The sequence below is a fragment of the Lonsdalea populi genome (assembly GCF_015999465.1).
Taxonomy (GTDB): domain Bacteria; phylum Pseudomonadota; class Gammaproteobacteria; order Enterobacterales; family Enterobacteriaceae; genus Lonsdalea; species Lonsdalea populi.
This window is the reverse complement of sequence record NZ_CP065534.1, coordinates 2,781,141-2,804,783: the sequence shown is the minus strand read 5'-3', so window position 1 is coordinate 2,804,783 and position 23,643 is coordinate 2,781,141. Positions and strand designations below refer to the sequence as shown.

At 58.8% G+C, this 23,643-nt stretch carries 18 protein-coding genes and 1 pseudogene; 12 read left to right on the top strand and 7 right to left on the bottom strand.

The window, feature by feature from the left end; all coding sequences use genetic code 11:
- Nucleotides 1-15: 15 nt before the first annotated feature.
- Entirely contained in the window at nucleotides 16-738 is a 723-nt protein-coding gene (sfsA, locus tag I6N93_RS12255) for a DNA/RNA nuclease SfsA (protein WP_085689525.1), read from the bottom strand.
- A gap of 5 nt (nucleotides 739-743) precedes the next feature.
- Nucleotides 744-1,280, bottom strand: coding sequence for an RNA 2',3'-cyclic phosphodiesterase (thpR, locus tag I6N93_RS12250; RefSeq protein ID WP_085689523.1), 537 nt, complete (start codon nucleotides 1,278-1,280; stop codon nucleotides 744-746).
- Nucleotides 1,281-1,354: 74 nt separating this feature from the next.
- Between thpR and hrpB the strand changes: the two genes are divergently transcribed.
- The 5 genes from hrpB (at nucleotide 1,355) to fhuB (ending at nucleotide 10,552) form a co-directional block, all read left to right on the top strand.
- On the top strand, nucleotides 1,355-3,799 hold the full coding sequence (hrpB, locus tag I6N93_RS12245; RefSeq protein WP_085689521.1) for an ATP-dependent helicase HrpB: 2,445 nt from the start codon (nucleotides 1,355-1,357) through the stop codon (nucleotides 3,797-3,799).
- Between the two features lie 101 nt (nucleotides 3,800-3,900).
- Complete coding sequence (gene mrcB / locus I6N93_RS12240; RefSeq protein WP_085689519.1) at nucleotides 3,901-6,357, top strand: bifunctional glycosyl transferase/transpeptidase; 2,457 nt, start codon at nucleotides 3,901-3,903, stop codon at nucleotides 6,355-6,357.
- 528 nt (nucleotides 6,358-6,885) lie between these two features.
- On the top strand, nucleotides 6,886-7,656 hold the full coding sequence (fhuC, locus tag I6N93_RS12235; protein ID WP_099017451.1) for a Fe3+-hydroxamate ABC transporter ATP-binding protein FhuC: 771 nt from the start codon (nucleotides 6,886-6,888) through the stop codon (nucleotides 7,654-7,656).
- A complete protein-coding gene (gene fhuD / locus I6N93_RS12230) occupies nucleotides 7,656-8,567 on the top strand; it encodes a Fe(3+)-hydroxamate ABC transporter substrate-binding protein FhuD (protein WP_085689515.1) in 912 nt (303 codons plus the stop codon). Before fhuC ends, fhuD begins: the two co-directional genes overlap by 1 nt.
- Nucleotides 8,564-10,552: a Fe(3+)-hydroxamate ABC transporter permease FhuB gene (fhuB, locus tag I6N93_RS12225; protein WP_085689513.1), complete on the top strand. Its 1,989-nt coding sequence runs from the start codon at nucleotides 8,564-8,566 to the stop codon at nucleotides 10,550-10,552. Before fhuD ends, fhuB begins: the two co-directional genes overlap by 4 nt.
- Before the next feature lie 38 nt (nucleotides 10,553-10,590).
- Here fhuB and hemL read toward each other — a convergent pair whose 3' ends face one another.
- Nucleotides 10,591-11,871 (bottom strand): glutamate-1-semialdehyde 2,1-aminomutase, encoded by a 1,281-nt coding sequence (gene hemL / locus I6N93_RS12220; protein ID WP_085689511.1) that lies wholly within the window; start codon nucleotides 11,869-11,871, stop codon nucleotides 10,591-10,593.
- 293 nt (nucleotides 11,872-12,164) lie between these two features.
- Here hemL and erpA point away from each other — a divergent pair, with 293 nt between their 5' ends.
- Nucleotides 12,165-12,509 (top strand): iron-sulfur cluster insertion protein ErpA, encoded by a 345-nt coding sequence (gene erpA, locus I6N93_RS12215; RefSeq protein ID WP_085689509.1) that lies wholly within the window; start codon nucleotides 12,165-12,167, stop codon nucleotides 12,507-12,509.
- Between the two features lie 129 nt (nucleotides 12,510-12,638).
- On the opposite strand, the gene mtnN is transcribed toward erpA, so the two are convergent.
- Nucleotides 12,639-13,340 (bottom strand): 5'-methylthioadenosine/S-adenosylhomocysteine nucleosidase, encoded by a 702-nt coding sequence (mtnN, locus tag I6N93_RS12210; protein ID WP_085689507.1) that lies wholly within the window; start codon nucleotides 13,338-13,340, stop codon nucleotides 12,639-12,641.
- Nucleotides 13,341-13,499: 159 nt separating this feature from the next.
- Between mtnN and dgt the strand changes: the two genes are divergently transcribed.
- The 6 genes from dgt to I6N93_RS12180 all read left to right on the top strand — a co-directional run bounded on the left by dgt (nucleotide 13,500) and on the right by I6N93_RS12180 (nucleotide 20,750).
- Nucleotides 13,500-15,011: a dGTPase gene (dgt, locus tag I6N93_RS12205; RefSeq protein WP_085689505.1), complete on the top strand. Its 1,512-nt coding sequence runs from the start codon at nucleotides 13,500-13,502 to the stop codon at nucleotides 15,009-15,011.
- 168 nt (nucleotides 15,012-15,179) lie between these two features.
- Entirely contained in the window at nucleotides 15,180-16,631 is a 1,452-nt protein-coding gene (degP, locus tag I6N93_RS12200; RefSeq protein ID WP_085689503.1) for a serine endoprotease DegP, read from the top strand.
- A gap of 325 nt (nucleotides 16,632-16,956) precedes the next feature.
- Nucleotides 16,957-17,967: a sulfate ABC transporter substrate-binding protein gene (locus tag I6N93_RS12195; RefSeq protein ID WP_085689501.1), complete on the top strand. Its 1,011-nt coding sequence runs from the start codon at nucleotides 16,957-16,959 to the stop codon at nucleotides 17,965-17,967.
- Between the two features lie 97 nt (nucleotides 17,968-18,064).
- A complete protein-coding gene (gene cysT / locus I6N93_RS12190; protein ID WP_085689499.1) occupies nucleotides 18,065-18,877 on the top strand; it encodes a sulfate ABC transporter permease subunit CysT in 813 nt (270 codons plus the stop codon).
- Nucleotides 18,878-18,886: 9 nt separating this feature from the next.
- A complete protein-coding gene (gene cysW, locus I6N93_RS12185) occupies nucleotides 18,887-19,768 on the top strand; it encodes a sulfate ABC transporter permease subunit CysW (protein ID WP_026741183.1) in 882 nt (293 codons plus the stop codon).
- A complete protein-coding gene (locus tag I6N93_RS12180) occupies nucleotides 19,758-20,750 on the top strand; it encodes a sulfate/molybdate ABC transporter ATP-binding protein (RefSeq protein ID WP_085689496.1) in 993 nt (330 codons plus the stop codon). Before cysW ends, I6N93_RS12180 begins: the two co-directional genes overlap by 11 nt.
- Nucleotides 20,751-21,839: 1,089 nt before the next feature.
- Here the strand turns inward: I6N93_RS12180 and I6N93_RS12175 are convergent.
- From I6N93_RS12175 to I6N93_RS12165, 3 genes and pseudogenes are all read right to left on the bottom strand, one after another.
- Entirely contained in the window at nucleotides 21,840-22,232 is a 393-nt protein-coding gene (locus I6N93_RS12175) for a Mor transcription activator family protein (protein WP_085689492.1), read from the bottom strand.
- Nucleotides 22,233-22,331: 99 nt separating this feature from the next.
- The gene (locus I6N93_RS12170; RefSeq protein WP_085689490.1) at nucleotides 22,332-22,619 is read right to left on the bottom strand and encodes a hypothetical protein; all 288 of its coding nucleotides are present in this window, start codon (nucleotides 22,617-22,619) and stop codon (nucleotides 22,332-22,334) included.
- A gap of 2 nt (nucleotides 22,620-22,621) precedes the next feature.
- Nucleotides 22,622-23,524: pseudogene (locus tag I6N93_RS12165) on the bottom strand (ExeA family protein); the annotation flags it as partial.
- Nucleotides 23,525-23,643 lie beyond the last annotated feature (119 nt).

The following is a 23,643-nucleotide window of genomic DNA, read 5'->3' as shown; positions in this document are numbered from 1 at the left end:
ACATAACGTATCACGCTATGCGCGCATTGCCGCCATGTTATCGAATGGTAACGGGCCATTAACTGTTATCCCTTCCGCAGTAAGGTGGGTCCCGTAACAGAGAATTTCAACCCCCTCCTGCCTCGCCTGCCATAATAATTCGGCATAATGTTTATCGATGTGGCCGGCGGGAGAGACCCGATTGATGCCGGAATGCATCACGGCGAAAAAGAGTACGGTGCGGGCTCCGCTGTCTGCCATGTACTGTAGTTCACGAATATGTTTTTGTCCTCTCAGCGTCACCGCATCAGGAAAATAACCACACGCATGTTGCAACAATGTGACTGATTTGACCTCAATATAGCAGTCCGCTTTGCCCTCTGCCTGTAGAAGAAAATCAATGCGGCTGCCCTCTTCGCCATAGCGCACTTCGCCTTTCAGCGCATCGTAGCCGTTCAATTCCGAAATTTTCTGCGCCAGAATCGCCTCACGCACCACCTGATTGGCGCGCAGCGTATTGACGCACAGGAGATCGCCGGCCTGCGTCTCGGTGAGTTCCCAGGTGCAGGGATAGCGGCGTTTGGGATTATCGGAGGTGGCGTACCAGACGGTATCGCCCGGCGTGGCGCAGCCGGTCATCGCGCCGGTGTTCGGGCAGTGGATCGTCATGACGTCGCCTGAGGGCGTGACCACATCAGCCAGAAAGCGTTTGTAGCGTTTAATCAGCGTCGCGGGCTGCAACGGGGGCGAAAACTGCATAGTGATTACTCTTTGGCGATAAGCGGCCAGCTTGCCAGCGACCGGTAGCGGGTTCGGCCGTGTTCAAACTGCGATTCATACAGGGAGAAGCTGTCGACCGCCACCGTCCAGCCGAACGTGGCGCGCGGCAAGGCCACGGGGTGGGTCGCGCCGCGCAGCAAAGTCACATGCGGATGAAACGGCTGCAAGCTTTGATGGCAGCCGTGACGCGCCGCCTGCGCCCGCAACAGGTCCGCCAACTGCAACAGACCGCGCGACGCGCGACGACATCCCAGCCAGACCACGCCGGGACGCGGCCAGTGGCCTGTGTCATCAAGCGTCAGGGTGAAGCCCGGCTGTCGAATGCGTCCCGCCAGCGTTTGCAGCGCCCGTTGCTGACCGTCGCTGACCTCGCCCAGAAACGCCAGCGTGAGATGCAGATTGGCCGCCGCAATGGGACGCCCCGCCTGAATCGGAAAATGCGCCGCGCGCCAGCGGATAATCTGGCGACGGGTGTTTTCCGGCAGCGACAGGGCAAAAAACAGGCGGCGGGTGACGGTCATGACGTTCTCTCTATAATAGGGGGCTCCGATGCTACAATGTGCGCCGCTTAAAGTTAATCATTACGGAGAATTCTGTGAGTTTACCGCCCGTCAGCGAGGTACTGGAAGACGTCATTCACGCGCTGCGCCATGCGCCTCAGGTGTTGCTGCATGCGCCGACCGGCGCCGGAAAATCCACCTGGCTGCCGCTGCAACTGTTACAGAACGCCGCACTGTCCGGCCGTATCATTCTGCTGGAGCCGCGACGTCTGGCGGCGAAAAGCGTCGCGTTCCGGCTGGCGGAACTGCTGGGAGAAACGCCTGGGCAGACGGTCGGCTATCGGATGCGCGCCGAAACCTGCTGCAGCGCGCAGACGCGGTTGGAAGTCGTGACCGAAGGCATACTGACGCGGATGCTGCAACAAGACGCTGGGCTAGAGGGCGTTTCGCTGGTGATCCTGGATGAATTTCACGAGCGCAGTCTGCAGGCCGACCTCGCGCTGGCGCTGCTGCTCGATGTGCAGGCGGGACTGCGCGACGACCTCAAACTGCTGATCATGTCGGCCACGCTTGATAACGATCGCCTCTCTTCCTTATTACCTGATGCGCGCACCGTTAGCTCCCAGGGCCGGGCTTATCCGGTGACGCGGCGCTTTCAGGCGCCGGGCGTGCATGAGCGTTTAGAGGACTCTCTGGCCCGACTGATTGCGCACGTGTTGCAGCAGGAAAGCGGTTCGATGCTGGTGTTCCTGCCGGGCGTGGCGGAAATCAAACGCTTGCAGCGCCTGCTGAGTGAACGTATCGCGGCGGATACCGATCTGTGTCCGCTGTACGGCGCTCTGGCGCTTTCGGCTCAGCAGCAGGCGATTCGTCCGGCGGCGGCGGGGCGGCGCAAAGTGGTGCTGGCCACCAATATCGCCGAAACCAGCCTGACGATTGAAGGGATCCGCGTGGTGGTCGATAGCGGTCTGGTGCGTGTTGCGTTGTTCGACGTAAAAAGCGGACTGACGCGGCTGACGACCCAACGCATCAGTCAGGCGTCCATGACGCAGCGCGCTGGCCGAGCGGGACGTCTGGAGCCGGGCGTTTGCTGGCATCTGTGTACGAAAGAGCAGGCTGAGCGCACGGCGGCGCAAAGCGAAGCGGAGATTCTGCACAGCGATTTGTCCGGCCTGTGGCTGGATTTGCTACAGTGGGGATGTCGCGACGTTGGTCAACTGACCTGGCTGGACATTCCGCCTGCCCCCATCCTGTCCGCTGCTCAGCGCATCTTACTGCAACTGGGCATCGTCGACGATCGGCAGCAGTTGACGACTACCGGCAGGCAGACCGCGGGTATCGGCAGCGATCCCCGTCTGGCGGTGATGCTGCATGCCGCCGCACGGCAAGGCGGCGACGCACTGGCCACGGCGGCGTTGCTGGCGGCGGTCATTGAAGAGCCGCCCCGCAGCGGGTCGCCGAATCTGTTCGATAGCCTGCGCCGTCCTGCCAGTCACTGGCAGTGCCGGGCAACGCAGTTGGCGCGACGGTTGGGGGGGGCCAAAGGCCGTTTCGACGACGGGCTGGCGGTAGGGCTGCTGGCGCAGGGCTTCGCCGATCGCATCGCCCGGCGGCGCGGTCAGGACGGCCGCTATCAGTTGGCGAACGGCGTCGGAGCTCAGTTGGCGGAGGACGATCCGCTGACGTCCTCCGAGTGGCTGATTGTGCCCGCGCTGATGCAAAGTCCGCAGTCTGCCGATGCGAGAATTCAGCTGGCGCTGCCGGTGGATATCGACCGGTTGTTGCACCATTCGCCGGGGTTGTTAAGTGAGCGGAATATCGTGCACTGGGATGAAGAAAAAGGTACGCTGCGCGCCAGTCGGCGTAGCCAAATCGGCTGTCTGACGTTACGCACTCAGCCATTGGCCAAACCCTCCGACGACGACTTGCAGCAGGCGATGCTGAACTGGCTGCGCGAGCAGGGGTTATCCGTATTGAACTGGGACCCGGCGGCTTTGCAACTGCGCGCCCGTATTCAGTGCGCTCGCCAATGGTTGCCCGACGCCGAGTGGCCCGAAGTGGACGACGACGCGCTGCTGATAACGCTGGAACAGTGGCTCTTGCCCTCATTGACGGGCGTGCGCGATCGGCGAGGGCTGAATCAGCTCAACCTGGAGGAAGCCCTGCAACGTTGCCTTGGCTGGCGGCAGAAACAGCGTCTCGACAGCGCGTTGCCGAGCCATTACACGGTGCCCGGCGGCAGCCGTCTGCCTATCCGCTATGCTGAGGAGGCGCCTCCGGCGCTGGCGGTGCGGCTACAGGAAATGTTCGGCGAGCGGGAAAGCCCGCGTATCGCGGAAGGCCGGGTGGCGCTGGTGCTGGAGCTGCTGTCTCCGGCGCAGCGTCCGCTGCAAATCACCCGCGACCTGGCCGCCTTCTGGCAGGGCGCCTATCGCGATGTGCAGAAAGAGATGAAAGGGCGTTATCCCAAGCACGTCTGGCCTGACGACCCGGCCAATGCCGCGCCGACCCGGCGCACCAGAAAATATCAGAATCAGTAATTTCGGACGTTTCCCCCTTTCTTGCAAAAGGCGGGAGACACAGAGTAGACGGCCAGGTACTGCACAGGTGCCGTTAGCAACCTGATGGAGATGTCACAGTAATGTCTCGGGACGATCGCGAACCTATCGGACGCAAGGGAAAAGCGCCGCGAAAATCTACACGTAAACAGGCGGTACGGCGTCACAGGGATGATGATGATTACGATTATGAAGAGTATGACGAGGATGATGATGACGAGGACGACGAAGAGATGAGTCGCAAGCCTGGCAAAAAGCGCCGTTGGTTAGGACTGGTGTTGAAGCTGATGCTGGTGTTCGTGGTCGTCATGGCGGTCTACGGCATCTATCTGGACAGCGAAATCCGCAGCCGCATCGACGGCAAGGTCTGGCAACTGCCGGCGACGGTTTACGGCCGTATGGTAAACCTCGAACCCGGCATGTCCTACAGCAAGCAGGAAATGGTGCATTTGCTGGAAGGGATGCAGTACCGTGAAGTTTCCCGCATGACCCGCCCCGGCGAGTTTACCGTTCAGGCCAACAGCATTGAGATGCTGCGCCGCCCGTTCGATTTCCCCGACGGTAAAGAGGGCCAGATCCGCGCCCGACTGGTGTTCAATAACGATCGCCTGTCGCAGATTCAGAATCTGGAAAATCAGCGGAGCTTCGGTTTCTTCAGGCTCGATCCCAAATTGATCACCATGCTGCAGTCGCCGAACGGCGAACAGCGCCTGTTCGTGCCGCGCGCGGGATTCCCCGACCTGCTGGTGGACACGCTGATTGCGACCGAAGACCGCCACTTCTATGAGCACGACGGCGTCAGTCTGTACTCCATCGGCCGCGCCATGCTGGCCAACCTGACTGCGGGACGCGCGGTGCAGGGCGGTAGTACGCTGACGCAGCAGTTGGTGAAAAACATGTTCCTCACCAACGAACGTTCGTTGTGGCGTAAGCTTAATGAAGCCTACATGGCGCTGATTATGGACGCGCGCTACAGCAAAGATCGCATTCTGGAACTGTATCTGAACGAGGTCTATCTCGGTCAGAGCGGCAGCGATCAGATCCGCGGCTTCCCGTTGGCCAGCCTTTACTATTTCGGGCGTCCGGTGAATGAACTGAGCCTCGATCAGCAGGCGATGCTGGTGGGGATGGTCAAAGGGGCGTCATTGTACAACCCATGGCGTAACCCTAAAGTCACGCTGGAGCGCCGCAATCTGGTGCTGCGTCTGCTGCAAAATCAGCAGGTGATCGACGAAGATCTTTACAACATGCTGAGCGCGCGTCCGCTGGGCGTCCAGCCGAAAGGCGGCGTGATCAGTCCGCAGCCTGCGTTTATGCAGATAGTGCGCCAGGAATTGCAGCAGCGGCTTGGCGACAAGGTCAACGACCTGTCCGGCGTGAAGATCTTCACCACGCTTGACCCGGTATCGCAGGATGCCGCCGAGCACGCGGTGGAAACGGGCGTACCCGCGCTGAGAGCCGCGCGCAACGTCGGCGATCTGGAAGCGGCGATGGTGATCGTCGACCGTTTCAGCGGAGAAATCCGTGCGATGGTGGGCGGTACCGATACCCAATACGCCGGTTTCAACCGTGCGCTGCAGGCGCGTCGTTCGGTCGGCTCGCTGGCGAAACCCGCGACCTATCTGACGGCGCTCAGCGATCCCGATCGCTATCGTCTTAATACCGTGCTGGCGGATGCGCCGCTGTCGCTGAAACAGCCGAACGGCGCAGTATGGGAACCGAAGAACTACGATCGCCAGTTTCGCGGGCAGGTGCTGCTGGTGGATGCGCTCGCCAACTCCCTGAACGTCCCGACGGTGAATCTGGGGATGGCGGTAGGACTGGATCAGGTTAGCGCCACGCTGCAACGGTTGGGGATCCCCAAAGAGGTGATCCAGCCTGTGCCGTCCATGCTGCTGGGGGCTATCAGCCTCACGCCGATGGAAGTGGCGCAGGAGTACCAGACCATCGCCAGCGGCGGCAACCGTGCGCCGCTGTCGGCGGTACGCTCCGTGATCGCGGAAGACAATACCGTGCTGTATCAGAGCTTCCCGCAGGCGGAACGCGCCGTGCCGGCTCAGGCGGCTTATCTGACGCTGTACGGTATGCAGCAGGTGGTTGAACGCGGGACGTCACGTTCTCTGATGACGAAATTTGGGCGCTATCACCTGGCGGCGAAAACCGGGACGACCAACGATTTGCGCGACAGTTGGTTCGCCGGGGTGGACGGCAAGGAAGTGGCGATCGCTTGGGTGGGACGCGACAATAACGGTCCGGCCAAGCTGACCGGTGCCAACGGCGCGTTGACGCTCTACCGCCGCTATCTGGAAAACCAGACGCCGCTGACGCTGACGCTGACGCCGCCGGAAGGCATCAACACCATGACGGTCGACGGCAACGGCAACGTGATCTGCAACGGCAGCGCGGGCCGCGTGCTGCCGGTCTGGAGCGATAACCCGCAGTCCCTGTGTCAATCTGTCCCTCAGGCGGTGCAACCGCAGGAAGGACAGCAGGACGGGCAGGGCGTCGCCGGTTGGATCAAAGAGATGTTCGGGCAGTAATTTTGCCTGAGGCGTGACTGTCGTCATCACCTTCAAAGCCCGCAACTTGGTTGCGGGCTTTTTGTTGTCAGGCTTAACCGCCAGAGGGAACACGTGAAGGTTTTTGGACGATAAAGTCTGAATCCTCCCCCATACTCAAACCCTGTCACCGCGGCTTCTCGCCATCAGGAGAGTGACAGCACAACCGGGGGCGTGCGCCATCGCTCAGGTTCCGTAAGGCGCGAGCTGACGCGATGCCGGCGACGTCGTCTCTCTATCGGGACCGACGGGGGGGACTCCGCCTGGCTTGGCGCCGCCCGCGTCGCACGAACCAAAGGCGCTTGCAGTGGCTCGCCCCTTTTGCAAAAATGCGACGCTTATAATAATTATTCTCGTTTGCATTAATGAATGATTCATTAGAGATGCGGCCTATGCCGACGCCCGCTTATCCGTCATACCTAGCCGCACGACCTTGCGCTGCGGCGAATAACACCTGTGCTTTCGCGCAGGACCCGTCTTATGCCAAGTAATTTTCCGCTCGATGACCATATGACGTTCTCGCTTGAGGGGGCCAGCTTCAGCGTCGGCAACCGCACGTTATTGCATCCGCTGTCGGTCGCGTTTCCTGCGGGGAAAGTCTACGGACTTATCGGCCATAACGGATCGGGTAAGTCCACCCTGCTCAAGATGCTGGGCCGTCACCAGCCCGCCAGCGCCGGTCAACTCTCGCTGGCGGGCCGGCCGTTGGCGCTTTGGGGCAACACGCTCTTCGCCCGTCGGGTGGCCTATCTGCCACAGCAACTGCCCGCCGCCGAAGGCATGACGGTGCGCGAGCTGGTGGCGGTGGGGCGCTACCCTTGGCACGGCGCGCTCGGGCGTTTCGGTCATGCCGACCGTGAGCAGGTGGAGCAAGCCATTGCGCTGCTCGGTTTGACGCCGTTTGCACAGCGGCTGGTGGATAGCCTGTCCGGCGGCGAACGTCAGCGGGCCTGGCTGGCGATGACGCTGGCGCAGGGCAGCCGCTGTCTGTTGCTGGATGAGCCGACCTCCGCGCTGGACATTGCGCATCAGGTCGACGTGCTGGCGCTGATCCGGCAGCTCAGCCGTGAGCGTGGGCTTACCGTGATTGCGGTTTTGCACGATGTGAATATGGCCGCCCGCTACTGTGACAGTCTGCTGGCGCTGCGTCAGGGAAAACTGATTGCACAGGGAACGCCCGCAGAGCTGATGCAGGCGTCAGTGCTGCAGGAAATTTATGGGATCCCTATGGGGATCCTGACGCATCCGGCGGATGGCTCGCCGATAAGTTTTGTGTGCTGATGATGACATCTACCACCGGACTCTTTTCCAGCGGACTTTCTCGCCGCCGCCTGCTGACCGCTTTGCTGCTGTCGCCCTGCGCGTATGCGCTACGGGGCCGGGCTGCGGTCAGAGATGTGTCGCGCATCGTGGCGCTGGAGTGGCAGCCGCTGGAGCTGCTGATGGCGCTGGGCGTCACCCCGTTGGGCATCGCAGATAAACATAACTACCAACGGTGGGTGAAGTCGCCGGCGTTGCCGGACAGAGTGATGGATGTGGGGCTTCGCACCGAACCCAATCTGGAGCTGTTGACCCAACTGCGGCCCTCCCTGCTGCTGTATGCCGACGGCTTTGGTCCTTCGCCTGCGCAGATGGCCCGCATCGCGCCGGGCATGGGCTTTTCGTTCATCAATGGCGACGATGGCCCGCTGGAAAGCGCCCGGCGCTCGCTGCGGATGCTGGGCGATCGCCTGAATCTGCGTCCGGCGGCGGAGCAGCATCTGGCGTTGTTCAGCCATTTTCTTCAGCAGGCGCGGGTCAACCTGCATGCTTATACCCGTCGGCCCTTACTGCTGTTTACCGTGATGGATGCGCGCCATGTTCTGATCCTCGGCCGTAATAGCCTGTTTCAGTCGGTAATGGATGAACTCGGTATCGAAAATGCCTGGCAAGGGGAAACCAATGTCTGGGGCAGTATCATCGTGGGCATGGAACGGCTGGCGACGTTGAGCGCTGATGCCGAAGCGATGTGTTTCGATCACGGCAATAGCGCGTTAATGGAGGCGGTTGAAGCCAATCCGCTGTGGCAAGCGCTGCCGTTCGTGCGTCACCAGCGCTGGCGGCGGGTGGAACCGGTCTGGTTTTACGGCGGCACGCTTTCCGCCATGCGTTTTTGCGAGACGCTGGCTAACGCACGGGAGGCCTCGCGATGATATCGACATCCTCCCGTCGTATTACCGTCTTGGCGGTCGGCACGCTGACCTTGCTGGTGCTGGCGATCACGCTGAGCCAGCTGAATCGACAACTGCCGTTTGCCCTCTGGCGACAAGGCATCGCAGATCCCTCGCAGGATGATATCCGGCAGATGCTGTTTCACTACAGTCAACTGCCGCGTCTGGTGTTGTCCCTGCTGATTGGCGCGGGACTGGGACTGGTCGGCGTGCTGTTCCAACAGGTGTTGCGCAATCCGTTGGCGGAACCTGCCACGCTGGGCGTCGCCAGCGGCGCGCAGCTCGGTATCACCGTCGCTACGCTGTGGGCGCTGCCGGGCGGGGCCATGACTTCGCAACTGGCGGCGATGTTCGGCGCGTTGCTGGTGGGGGCGCTGGTGTTCGGCGTCGCCTGGGGACGGCGTTTGTCGCCGGTGACGCTGATCCTCGCGGGTCTGGTGCTGAGTCTATACTGCGGCGCGGTCAATCATCTGCTGGCCTTGCTGCATTTTGACCAACTGACCAACCTGTTTTTGTGGAGCAGCGGCTCGTTGAACCAGCAGGACTGGCGCAACGTGTCGTTTGTACTGCCGCGTCTCATCCTGGGCTTTATCGCCGCCGGGCTGCTGGTTCGGCCGTTGACGCTATTGGGGCTGGACGACGGCGTGGCGCATAATTTGGGACTTGGGCTGGGATTGGCGCGTTTCGGTACGCTGACGCTGGCGATCTTTCTCAGCGCCCAGTGGGTGAATGCCGCCGGGATTATCGGCTTTGTCGGCCTTTTCGCGCCGCTGCTGGCGAAAATTTTAGGCGCGCGCCGTCTGGGCCAGCGGCTGTGGCTGGCGCCGCTTCTGGGGGCGCTGCTGTTGTGCCTCACCGATCGGCTGACGCTCTGGCTGACGGACGTCTGGCGCGAGGTCCCGACGGGGGCCGCAACGGCGCTGGTCGGTGCGCCGATGCTACTGTGGCTGTTGCCGCGCCTGCGCAACGGGACGACGGCGCCGGTCAATGACGCGCCTGCCGCCGTGCGGCAACGGCGTCTTAGCCCGCTCTGGCTGACGGGCGGCGGCGTAGTGTTGGCGGCGGTGATCGTCGCCGCATTGTGTCTGGGACGTGACGCGCAGGGCTGGCAATGGGCCAGCGGCAATGCCTTTTCCGAACTCTTGCCGTGGCGGTGGCCGCGTCTGGCGGCGGCGCTGTGTGCGGGGATGCTGCTGGCGGTCGCAGGATGCTTGATTCAGCGGTTAACGGGCAATCCGATGGCGAGTCCTGAAGTGCTGGGGATGAGTTCAGGCGCAGCGTTTGGCGTCGTCATTTTGATGTTTCTGTGGCCGGGTAACGCGCTGGCGTGGCGTTTGCCCGCAGGCAGCATGGGGGCTGCCCTGACGCTGACCGTGATGATGGCGGCGGCGGGGCGAGGCGGTTTTTCCACGCAGAGACTGTTACCGACCGGGATTGCGGTCGGCACGGCGCTGACCACATTGGTCACGCTGCTGCTGGCGAGCGGCGATCCGCGCATGGGCGCAGTACTGACGTGGATCACTGGCTCCACTTACGGGGTGGATGGCAAGCAGGTCATCTATACAGGCGCGTTGGCGTTAGCGGCGCTGTGGTTGACGCCGCTCTGCCGCCGCTGGTTACAGATCCTGCCGTTGGGCGGCGCTACTGCCAGGGCGCTCGGCGTACCGGTCTCGCTAGCGCGTCTGGCGATTCTGCTGCTGGCGGCGATGCTGACCGCCGGCGCAACCTTGATCGTCGGCCCCATGAGTTTTGTCGGGCTGATGGCGCCGCATCTCGCGCGGATGCTGGGATTCAATCGGGTGATGTCGCACCTTGTCTGTGCGGCGGCGATCGGGGGCGGGTTGATGGCGGCGGCCGACTGGGCGGGCCGGATGTTGCTGTTTCCGTATCAGATCCCGGCGGGGCTGTTGGCGACGTTTATCGGCGCGCCGTACTTTATCTACCTGCTGAGAAAGCAGGCGCGTTAAGCCTCAGCGCCGGACTGGCTCTGAGGCATCAAGGCATATTACAGCTGTGAGAAGCACGTGCGTGCAGCGGCCACGGTGCGCTCGATATCCTGTTCGCTGTGCGCCGTTGACATGAAGCCGGCCTCGAACGCGGACGGCGCGAGATAGACGCCCTCATTCAGCATCAGGTGGAAGAAGCGCTTGAAGCGTTCCACATCGCACTTCAGCACATCCTGATAGCTCGTGACCGTTTCATCGTCGGTAAAGAACAGACCGAACATCCCCCCGGCGCGGTTGATGACCAGCGGCACATTTTCTGCCCGAGCCGCGTCCAGCAGCCCTTCCGCCAGCCGGTCCGTCAGCGCGGTTAACCGTGGGTGGACGTCCGGTTTGGCGACTTCGGTCAGGCAGGCGACGCCCGCGGCCATGGCGATCGGGTTGCCGGACAGCGTACCCGCCTGATAGACCGGACCGGTCGGCGCCAGCGCTTCCATCACGTCGCGGCGACCGCCGAATGCGCCGACGGGCATGCCCCCGCCGATGATTTTACCCAGGCAGGTTAGGTCCGGCTGTACGCCGTAGAAGGCCTGCGCGCCGCCCAGCGCGACGCGGAAGCCGGTCATCACTTCGTCGATGATCAGCAGCGCGCTAAATTCGTCGCACAATGCGCGCAGTCCCGGGAGGAACGCCGGCAGCGGCGGAATGCAGTTCATATTGCCTGCAACCGGTTCAACAATGATGGCGGCGATGTCTGCGGGATACTGTTCGAAGGCGGCGCGCACAGAGGCCAGATCGTTATAAGTACAGGTCAGGGTATGGCGGGCGAAATCGGCGGGGACGCCGGGAGAATTCGGCTGTCCCAGCGTCAGTGCGCCGGAGCCGGCTTTGACCAGCAGACAGTCCGCGTGGCCGTGGTAACAGCCCTCGAACTTGATGATTTTATCGCGGCCGGTGAAACCCCGGGCCAGACGAATGGCGCTCATGGTGGCTTCCGTTCCGGAGTTGACCATGCGCACCATGTCCATGCCTTTCATCAGCGAGGTCACGAGATTCGCCATCGTGACTTCCATTTCGGTGGGCGCGCCGAAGCTCAGTCCGCGCTCTGCGGCGGCGATCACCGCATCGCGAATAGCCGGATGGTTGTGACCCAGCACCATCGGTCCCCAGGAACCGACATAGTCGATATACGCTTTGCCGTCCGCATCATAGATGTAGGCGCCCTCGGCGCGTTCGATAAACAGCGGCGTGCCGCCGACGCCGTTAAATGCCCGTACCGGCGAGTTTACGCCGCCCGGTATGACCTGCTGCGCCGCCGCGTATAGACTTTCAGATTTATTCATTAAAGATTCCTGACTGGGGGATTGATGTCACAGAGTGTGCCCTCATTCTAATGAAGAGAGCCCGGTTGTGAAATCCTTGTGACCAAGATGGGAGGACGATGTAGGCGAACGACGTTGTTATGGCGCGGTAAAAGGCCGATAATCGATGCCTGAGCCTGCCGTAGCGCCTGCCTGAGCGTGGCGTCATCCATTGCCGTCGATCATCTCTTGAACGTTGTCGGGGGCTATTAGATAATCGAAGCATCACCGGGTCGGATAATCACCGCCCGATATTGAGTTTGGGAGTACGAAAGATGAGCGACGTAACAGCACTGCCGCTGCAATTCACCGATGCCGCAGCCAACAAGGTGAAATTCCTGATTGCTGACGAAGAAAATCCCGATCTGAAACTGCGGGTGTACATCACCGGCGGCGGCTGCAGCGGTTTCCAGTATGGCTTTACGTTTGACGACAAGGTCAACGAGGGCGATATGATGATTGAAAAGCAGGGCGTGTCGCTGGTCGTGGATCCAATGAGCCTGCAATATCTTGTCGGCGGTTCGGTGGACTACACCGAAGGGCTGGAAGGCTCGCGCTTCGTGGTCTCCAACCCGAATGCCAAAACCACCTGCGGCTGCGGCTCGTCCTTTAGCATCTGATCCTCAAGCTCAGCCACACGTTGTGGCGTTCATTAAAAAACCCGTGCTCAGCGTGGCTGCCGCACGGGTTTTTTGTTTATGCGCACTGCATCCACTCGTCAGTGAATGCAGCGGCGGCGAGCCGTCGAATCAGCCCTGTTGGCCCAGCGACTGCACGAGGGCTTCCACCATCAGCGTGGACTGCCTGGCCGCCACGCTCAGGAATTCATCGAAGCTCAGGTGAGACTCTTGATCCGCCACGTCGGAAATGGCGCGGACGACGACGAAAGGCACGCCGAACTGGTGGCAGACGTGGCCGATAGCCGTCGCTTCCATTTCTACGGCGACAGCCTGCGGGAAGGTATTACGGATGCGGGCCAGAGGTTCCGCGCCGTTGATAAAGGCATCGCCGCTGACGACCAGACCGCGTACCGCATTCAGCGACAGCTTGGCGATAGCCTGCTCAGCCTGAACGATCAGGTTTTCGTCCGCGACAAAAGCGGCCGGGCAGCCCGCCATCTGACCCGCTTCATAACCGAAGGCGGTGACGTCGGCGTCGTGGTAGCGGACTTCGCTGGACACCACGATATCGCCTACTTTGAGGCTGGAGGCCAGACCGCCGGCCGAACCGGTGTTGATCACCACGTCTGGACGGCAGTGTTCCAGCAGCAGCGTCGTCCCCAGCGCCGCCGCGACTTTACCGATGCCGGACTTCAGCAGCGCCACGTCCACGCCGTGCAGCTGTCCGGTATAAATTTCACAGCCAGCGCGCTGAACGGTCTGACGGTGCTGGATCTGATCCCGCAGCAGGATAACTTCTTGTTCCATTGCGCCGATGATGCCAACTTTCATAGGATCCCTCACAAGTTTTGCTTGAATTAACCGGTGTGTCGTGGCCGGTAGTCTATCATGGCCGTTATGATAGCGAGAGCACGCGAACAAAACGCCTGAACCGTTGTATCGCCCGTGCGGGCATGCTATCACCGGTCAGGGCCAGAAACGGAGAACAGCATGTCCGACATCGATTTTGCCAAGAAAATCAGCTATCAACGGGCGTTGAATAAGTCTAAAGAAAAGAAGGATGATTATGGCGTCATCCGTGAGTTCGAAAGCGATCGCGGCCGTATCATCAATTCCGCCGCCATTCGCCGGCTGCAGCAGAAGACGCAGGTGTTCCCGCTGGAAAGAAATGCGGCCGTGCGCTCCCGTCTGACGCACTCGATGGAAGTGCAGCAGATTGGCCGCTATATCGCTAAAAATATTATCGATAGCTTGAGGCGTCAGGGAAAGCTGGAGGCATACGGGCTGGACCGCTACGAGATCCCTTTCGAAAGCATGGTGGAGATGGCCTGCCTGATGCATGACATCGGCAACCCGCCGTTCGGTCATTTCGGCGAATCCGCGTTGAGAAACTGGTTTTCTACGCAGATGGACGCCGAGTTCAGCAAGAAACCTATCGGGGAGGACGGCTGCGAGGTGGCGTGTTTGCGGCTGCAAGAGGGCAGTGACGATCTCAATACGCTGCGCCGCAAAATCCGTCAGGATCTGAGCCAGTTTGAGGGCAACGCGCAGGCGGTGCGGATGGTGCATACGCTGCTGAAACTGAATCTGACCTATTCGCAGGTTGCCTGCATTCTCAAATATACCAAGCCCGCCTACCGGGTCGATGAGCCGCCAGCCGACTATGACTACCTGATGAAAAAACCGGGCTTTTATTTGTCGGAAGAGGCGTTCGTGAGACAGCTCCGGAGCGAGCTGGGCATGAAGGAGTTTCACCGCTTTCCGCTGACCTACATTATGGAAGCGGCGGACGATATCTCGTATTGCATTGCCGATCTGGAAGATGCGGTGGAGAAAAAACTATTTTCCATCGACCGTCTCTATCAGCTTTTAGAGGACGCCTGGGGCAAGATTGATCCGGGTGATTTGTTTATGGAGACGGTCGGCAAGGCGTTTGAGTCCCGTGAGCATCACCGCTGGCGTAGCAGCGACGATCAATTCTTCATGAATCTGCGGGTCAATACCGTGGGGCGTCTGGTGCCGCATGCGTCGAAACGTTTTATCGAACATCTGCCCAACATTTTCCACGGCGAGTTTAATCAGGCGCTGCTGGAAGACGGCAGTCCGCAAAACCGACTATTGAAAACGTTCAAGCAGGTGGCGTTCAAACACGTTTTCAACCACCACGAAGTAGAGCAGTTGGAATTACAGGGAAGCCGGGTGATGCGCGGTTTGCTCGATATCTATCATCCATTGCTGAAAATGCCCTCGGCCGACTTTAGAACGCTGGTACAGGAAGAATTTCATCGCAAATACCCCATTGAGACCCGGCTCTACCATAAGCTGTCGCGCAAGCACTGTCTGGCTTATCGGGAGGCGGTGGAGTCGTTGGAGAACAAACCGGCAGAGCAGCAGGAGTGCCTGGAGTTTTACTATCGCGGTCGCCTGATTCAGGACTATATCAGCGGCATGACCGATCTTTACGCCTACGACGAATACCGTCGGCTGATGGCGGCCGATTAGCCGAAGGGAAGTATGCCGCTGGCGGCTGTTTTGTAAACAGAGACAATATTTCCTTACGTTTCACAGGATTGCGCGGAGGAACTTCCTTTGCGCATCGTTATCTTATCTGCACGACCACAGCCAAAGGCCGTAAAATTTGCGTGTTGATTGACTACGAGACCTATTCCTATGAAAAGAAAATCCTTAGTTCTGAATGCATTAACGTTAAGCCTGGCAATGGTCACAGGGACGGTTCCGGCAATCGCGGCGGAATCGGTCTCTTCCTCCAGCCAACAGCTTCCCAGTCTGGCGCCGATGCTTGAAAAAGTGATGCCTTCGGTCGTCAATATTTCCGTCGAAGGACATGCGCCGGTCAGCCGGGCAGGCAGCGGCGGCATTCCTCCTCAGTTGCAGCCATTCTTCGGCGAAGATTCCCCGTTCTGTCAGGAGGGTTCGCCGTTCCAGTCGTCGCCGATGTGTCAGGGCGGAGATGACGACGACAATCCTCACCAACAGCAGCGTCAGCAGCAGCAGACCTTCCAGGCGCTGGGCGCGGGCGTGATTATCAATGCGGCCAAAGGTTACGTGGTGACGAACAATCACGTGGTCGATAATGCCGACAAAATCCAGGTGCGCCTCAATGACGGCCGTAAATACGACGCACGGGTGATCGGCAAAGATCCGCGATCCGATATCGCAGTAGTGCAGATCAAAGAGGCCCGCAATCTGACCGAACTCAAAATAGCGGATTCCGATCGGTTGCGTGTCGGCGACTATGCCGTGGCGATCGGCAATCCTTATGGTCTGGGAGAAACGGCCACCTCCGGGATCATTTCCGCGCTCGGTCGTAGCGGGCTGAACATCGAAAATTATGAAGACTTTATCCAGACGGATGCGGCGATCAACCGGGGTAACTCCGGCGGCGCGCTGGTCAATCTCAACGGCGATCTGATCGGCCTGAATACGGCGATTCTGGCGCCGGACGGTGGCAATATCGGCATCGGTTTCGCCATTCCCAGTAATATGGTGAAAAATCTGGTGAATCAGATTATTGAGTTCGGCGAGGTGAAACGTGGCGAACTGGGGATCGTCGGTACGGAGTTGAACTCCGAGCTGGCGCAGGCGATGAAGATCGACGCTCAGCGCGGCGCGTTCGTCAGCCAGGTTCAGCCGAAATCGGCGGCGGCGGGCGCCGGGATCAAAGCGGGTGACGTCATTGTGTCGCTGAACGGTAAAACGGTCAGCAGTTTCGCGGCGCTGCGCGCGCAGGTGGGCTCGCTGCCTGCGGGCACCAAGCTCACATTAGGCCTGCTTCGCGACGGCAAACCGGTTTCCGTGGATGTGACGTTGCAGCAAAGCAGCCAGGCCCAGGTGGCTGCCGGCAATCTGAACGCCGGTATTGAAGGCGCCGAACTGAGCAATACGCAGCTGGATGGACAGAAAGGCGTGAAGGTCGAGAAGGTGAAACCGGGCTCCGCCGCCGCGCGTATCGGCCTGAAATCGGGCGATGTCATCCTCGGCGTGAATCAGCAGGCCGTAACCAGTATCGGCGAACTGCGCAAGATTCTGGACAGCAAACCGCCCGTGTTGGCGCTGAATATCCGCCGTGGCGACAGTAGTCTGTACCTATTGCTGCAGTAATCTGACATGGCCGGCGCTGTTCTCGGCGTCGGCTTTTTTCCGGTTCTTCTCACGTGGGGCCAGCCCAATTAAAAACCCCAGATAGAGTGCGAAGAATATAACGGGATTGCATAAATTATCGCGAAACAGTCTTTTTGCCGCCCTCCCATATCCTCTATTGTCCAGTCTAACTACCTGCCTGATAACACACTTAGCCTATTGCTATTTCCGGATCTGGCGCTGTCTCCGCGGACTGCCGCAACGCCGGACACTATCAGGAAGGGTCAATAATTAGCCCGGCTGCCTGCGGGTATCGAACTGAGTGACTTTTTGAGGGAGTGAAGCTATGTCAAAGCGTCGTCTGGGGCTGTCGCTGGCTGCCGCAACTCTGCTGTTTTCAGGCGTTGCCTCTGCCGCAACAGAGCTGCTGAACGTGTCTTACGATCCTACGCGGGAGTTTTATCAAGAGTACAACGCCGCTTTCAGCAAGCACTGGAGGGCAACCACGGGTGAAGATATCTCGATCAAGAATTCGCACGGCGGCTCCGGCAAGCAGGCACGCTCGGTTATCGACGGACTTCAGGCGGATGTCGTCACGCTGGCCTTGGCGGGCGATATCGATGCGCTTAACCTCAATAAAAAACTGATTGACCCGAACTGGCAGGCACGTTTGCCGGATAACAGTACGCCTTACACTTCCACCATCGTGTTCCTGGTGCGTAAAGGAAACCCGAAACAGATTAAGGATTGGGGCGATCTGATCAAACCCGGCGTGCAGGTGATTACGCCTAACCCGAAAACGTCCGGCGGCGCTCGCTGGAACTTCCTGGCCGCCTGGGCGTATGCCAAGCATTTGCCGGGTGGAACCGATGAAAGCGCGCTGCAATTCGTGACTGAACTGTATCGTCATGCCCCGGTGCTGGATACCGGCGCGCGTGGTTCGACCGTCAGCTTCGTACAGCGCCAGTTGGGTGATGTGCTGATCGCCTGGGAAAACGAAGCCTATCTGTCTTTAAAAGAGCAGGGCGGCGAAAATCTGGAGATCGTCACGCCGTCGCTTTCCATATTGGCTGAGCCGCCGGTGGCCGTTGTCGACAATGTCGTTGAGAGAAAAGGCACGAAAAAGCAGGCTGAAGCGTACCTGAACTATCTTTATAGCGATGAAGGGCAACGTATTATCGCCAAGAATTTCTACCGTCCGCGTAACGAAAAAATCGCGGAGGAGTTCAAGAGCCAGTTCGCGCCGGTGAAACTGGTGACGATCGACGGCGACTTTGGCGGCTGGGAAAAGGTGCAGCCCAAGTTCTTCGCTGATGGAGGCATTTTTGACGGCATCTTCGAAAAAATTAATCAGTAAGGTATCTCATGAGGTAAACCGCCCCGGTGTGGGACGGTTTTTTCTCGCAGGGATGCGAGAGACCTTTGTGGTCGGGTAGATAAAAGAAAGGCTTGTTATGTCGCGACGCGCTTCGCCGGTGATGCCCGGTTTTGGATTAACATTAGGCTTTAGCCTCACCTACCTGGGGCTGATCGTTTTAATCCCGCTGGCGGCGATGTTCCTCTACGCCAGCCAACTCACACTGACCCAGTTTTGGGATCTGATCACCAGCCGGCAGGTGTTGTCCTCTGTGCGGCTTTCGTTTTCCACGGCCCTGTCCGCCGCCTTCATCAACGGCATTATTGGTACGTTGTTGGCCTGGGTGCTGGTGCGTTATACCTTCCCTGGCCGCAAAATTATCGATGCCATGATCGATATGCCGTTTGCATTGCCAACCGCTGTGGCCGGTATTGCGCTGACGTCGCTCTACGCACCAACCGGACTGGTGGGCAGCCTGTTTCCCTTCAAGATCGCCTACACCCCTCTGGGGATAACGCTGGCGCTGATTTTCGTTACGCTGCCGTTCGTGGTGCGGACGGTACAGCCGGTGCTGGCGGACATTCCCAAGGAAGTGGAAGAGGCCGCGTCTTGTCTTGGCGCCGGACCGCTGCAGATATTCCGTCACGTACTGGTCCCCGCCATTCTGCCTGCCTGGTTGACCGGCTTCGCGCTGGCTTTTGCGCGAGGTGTGGGGGAGTACGGTTCCGTGGTGTTTATCGCCGGCAATATCCCGTTTAAAACGGAGATCATGCCGTTGCTGATCGTCTCCAAGCTGGACCAGTATGATTACAAAGGGGCGACCGGTATCGGCGTATTCATGCTGGTGCTGTCGTTCATTATGCTGTTGCTGATCAACTTGTTGCAGCGCCGAATTCAATCAAATCGCTAAGGGATGATGATGGATAACACAGTTTCCGTGTCAGACAAGACACGCTCTGTTTCCCGGCGGCCTGTGACTTATTACACCTTGGTCGGGCTTGCCTGGGTGGTCTTCGTGCTGGTGTTGGTGTTGCCGCTGGTCATGGTGGTGACGCAGGGGTTACACAATGGCGTGGGCGCATTCTGGAATGCGATTTCCGAGCCTGACGCCGTGTCGGCGCTCAAGCTGACGCTGTTTGCCACCGTGATTTCCGTGCCGTTGAATATGATTTTCGGTCTGGCGACGGCATGGTGTGTGACCAAGTTCGAGTTTCGCGGTAAGACGCTGTTGCTGGCCTTGATCGACTTGCCGTTCTCGGTCTCTCCGGTGGTGACCGGTCTGGTCTATGTGCTGCTGTTCGGGGCGCAAAGCAAACTTTATCCGTTCTTGATGGAGCATGATCTGCAGGTGGTTTATGCGGTGCCGGGCATCGTGTTGGCGACTATCTTCGTGACGTTGCCGTATGTGGCGCGCGAGCTGATTCCACTGATGGAACAACAGGGATCGCAGGAAGAAGAGGCTGCGCGTCTGTTGGGCGCGAACGGCTGGCAGATGTTCTGGAACATCACGTTGCCGAACGTGAAATGGGCGCTGATTTATGGCGTGGTGCTGTGTACGGCTCGCGCGATGGGGGAGTTTGGCGCGGTTTCCGTGGTGTCGGGACACATCCGCGGCATGACCAATACGCTGCCTCTGCACATCGAAATTCTCTATAACGAATACAACATTGTCGCGGCGTTCAGCGTGGCTATTCTGCTGCTGGTGATGTCGTTGGTGATACTGCTGCTGCGCCAGTGGAGCGAGGCACGTTTGACGAAACAGTTAGAGCAACAACAGGAGCTGGCCAAAAATGAGCATTGAGGTCCATAACGTTAGCAAGCAATTTGGTCAGTTTCAGGCGCTGAATACCATCAATCTGTCTATTCAAAGCGGCGAACTGGTAGCGTTGTTGGGGCCGTCCGGCTGTGGCAAGACGACTCTGCTGCGTATTATCGCCGGGCTGGAGCAACCGGACAGCGGCAATATCGTGTTTCACGGCGAAGACGTTTCGGTACACGACGTCCGCGATCGCAATGTGGGCTTCGTGTTCCAGCACTACGCTTTATTCCGCCACATGACGGTCTTCGATAACGTCGCCTTCGGCCTGAGGATGAAGCCGAAACCGATACGTCCGTCTAAACGTGAAATCGAAGCCAAAGTGCATGAATTGCTGAACATGGTCCAACTGGACTGGTTGGCGGATCGTTATCCTGAGCAGCTTTCCGGTGGTCAGCGCCAGCGTATTGCACTCGCCCGAGCGCTGATCGTCGAGCCGCGAATTCTGCTGCTGGATGAACCTTTCGGTGCGCTGGACGCGAAAGTGCGTAAAGAGCTGCGGCGCTGGCTGTCTCGTCTGCACGAAAACATTAATCTGACGTCGGTGTTCGTGACTCACGATCAGGAAGAGGCGATGGAAGTGGCCGATCGGATTGTGTTGATGAATAAAGGCGTGATTGAGCAGATCGGGACGCCGCATGAGGTTTATAACCATCCGGCCAGCGAGTTTGTGTACCATTTCCTCGGTGACAGCAACCGACTTACGTTGTCTGAATCCGACAAATCCATCTTGTTCCGCCCGCATGAAGTGGTGTTATCGAAAGAGCCACAGCCGGACTACCAACCGGTTGCCGTCAAGGATATTCGTCCGTTGGGAGCGTTAACGCGCTTAACGTTGCAGATTGAGGGGAATCCTGAGCTGATTGAAGCGGAAGTCGCTCACGATGACGCCACGTTGGCCGGACTACATCGAGGCGACATCATTCAATTCAAACCTAAAACCTACAATCACGACTGGGAAATTTAAATTTCGTCGAATGGCCCTATCTTTGTAAAAAACCGGGTCATGTTATCTCCGTGGTCTCAATAGTGTGGTGATGATCCTTGTTATTATTATCACGCTATTTAATTGTCCTGTCTGTCAAACTCGCTTATCACTCCACTGATTTTTCATCGCTGACTTTTTGCGCTGAGGATCTTTTTCCTTTAATGAGCGTCGAAAAATAATTTCATAGCAATGCCTGTTTTCTGTTCAATTCTGCTTTTGATTTGTGTGTGATATTTAAGGGCATATCCTCCTCTCCCCCTCAATATAATCCCCAGTCAACAAGAGAGATAATAAGCGTGGTGGATGCGAAGGCGGGAATGGGAAACTCGGATGAATGAAACTTTTTTACTATATGAAAAAATAAATGAATCTGAATAATCATATGCCAGAAAAGAGAAATCGAATTTTTATATTACTCTTGATCGCTGGTTAATAATGCCGATAAGTTCGGGATAATAACGAATCTATTTCCCCTTTTATTTGCCGGCTATTTCGTTAGGATTTTGTCTTTTTTTTGATAAAAGCGCGTTGTCAGATTTTTTTTTGCGTCCATTATTTTTTGGTGGAATTATTATTCAGCGTCGCCGGGGAAACTGGTCTTATCAGTATTTTTATTTTTTATTCGCTTAGTACCGGCGCGGGCCTAATGAAAATAGACGATAGCCATAAAAGACAGGTGAGCGAAGTTGGTGACCGTTATTCAGCGAATATCTGCGAAGAGAAATGCCGTATTATCCGCAAAATTGGGACTGGCGATAAATGGCAACAGGTCAGAGGACCGTTCAGTTCACCGTCCAGCTGCTCATCCGCTGTAGCGAACGGTCAGTGAGAAAGCAGGAATCGCCGTTATTTTTAGCGCTGTTTCAGCGCCTCAGCGTGGGTGAATCTGCGTTTTTCGCCGTGTGTTATCCCTATATCGCCGGGGCGCTAAGGCCTATTGGGAATCCGCCGCAGGTAAGCCCATCAATCAGTGGTGTTTCCACCTCAGGCATTTTGTGGCGTTTCAGAAGAGGGGGCTCGGGGCAAACCCCGCCCGGACCGGCGGGGAGCGCGATCCGGGCGGGGCGATCAGTCGTCGTCGGGAACGCTGTCGTCGGCGCCGTCGCCCTTAAACGGCGAGCCTTGAATGCGAGCCTGTTCCTCCTTGCGAACGCGTTTGACGACGCTGTAGATCCACTGCAGCGAAACGCCGTATTTGCGGGCCAGCTCATGGTGGTTCTTGCCGTTGAAGTTGCTGAAAATCTCCTGGTCGCGCTGGCTGACTCGCCAGGCCATCCCCATCGGGAAGTAGACGTTTTGTCCGCCCCACACCTGCATCATGTGGCTGGCGACGGCTTCGCCTATCTGGTCGGCGGTGCGGGTGTCGATGTCCACGGCCTCGTGGAGAATGTTGGCGGTGTGCTGAGCCAGCTCGACCAGCAGCTCCGGGCCTTTACTGCGAAAACTGTTGCTGTTTGTCATGATGTATTCCTTTCCTTAATGTCAAAAATAATGGATTTCACTACAATTTCCTCGTTAACGGAGCGAGGGCGACCGGCGCGGACGCCGGTCAGTCACTTATTAGCGGGTTTCTTCCGCGTCGTCCGACGCCGTGGCGTCGGCACCCAGCGGCGTGACGGTCGCCTCCGCCACCCGCACCCCCTGGTCTTCCAGCAGCATGACCAACTGGTCGTTGGCGGACTCGATCAGGTCCGGCAGCCCGGCGCCGAGCAGTTGAGTCATCAACAGCGTCATCTGCTCTTCGTGCTCTTCCAGCTCCGCCGTAACGGCGCAAGACAGATCCACCGCGCTCAGTCCGCGCGCCGCTTTTTCTTTTTTGTGCGTAATGTTGATGATGATTTTGGCCATGATTAGAGTCCTTTAATAACGTCTGAATTGATGAGGGGGATGCCGATACTGGCCGCCAGATTCATGGCGGCGATCATTAGGTTGCCGATAGCAAGGGGGTAAAGCAGGCTGACCGTATGGCGGCCGCCCGCATGAAAGCGGAGACGGGCGCGGAGGGCGTCCAGCACGCCGTCGTCGAGAATGTCGCCGAGCGTTTTGCCGACTCGGCCCAGTTTGAAGCTAAGAAAGTCCGCCAGCGTTCCGTCCAGCGGCCGCAGTTCGACCACTTCGCAGCGCTGCACTACTTCGCGCACCTCGGGATTGCGTTCGCTGAGCTTCGACCCCAGCTCCGGCTGGCCGATCAGCGCGATGGACAGTAGTTTTTTGAAGTCGCTCTCCAGCTCGAAGAAGCGCTTGAGATGCTTGAGCGTGGGGATCGGCAGGCTGTGCGCTTCTTCGATGATCGGCACATGGCTGTAGCCGCTGCGGCTGCTGTCGCGCAGCACCCGGTGCATCTGGCGGAAGCAGGCGTCCTGCGTACGTTTGACCGGTTCGAGCGGCGCGAGCGTGCCGATCGCCGCTTCAACGATGCTCGCCGCCTTCAGCGTTTTGCCTTTGACGTTGTTGTCTTCCATCGCCAGCGTGCAGGGTTCGATGACGACCACCGGGGCGCGCGAGCGCGCCGACCGGTCGATCAGGTCGCGGCGCAGCGTGGACTTGCCCGCGCCGGATTTGCCGATCACCGCCATGAAGCCGCCGTAGCACACGGTCTGATGCAGCGCTTCCCGCACATAACGAGTGTCGGGCGTGACGAACACGTCCCCGGGGCCTTGCAGCGCGTCCTCCGCGAACGGGTCGCGAAACAGGCCGAACGCTTTGCGGGTTTCGGGGTGCAACACCTGTTTTCTCAATAACATCCTTGCCTCCATCACGCGTGGCGATCGTTTCCTGACGGCGTGCCGTCGGGGCGTCTTGCGCTCTCGCATGGTCTCTGCGGCGTGCCGTCACGCCGAAAAAAGGTTGAGCGTCCCCTGGGCGGCGCGAG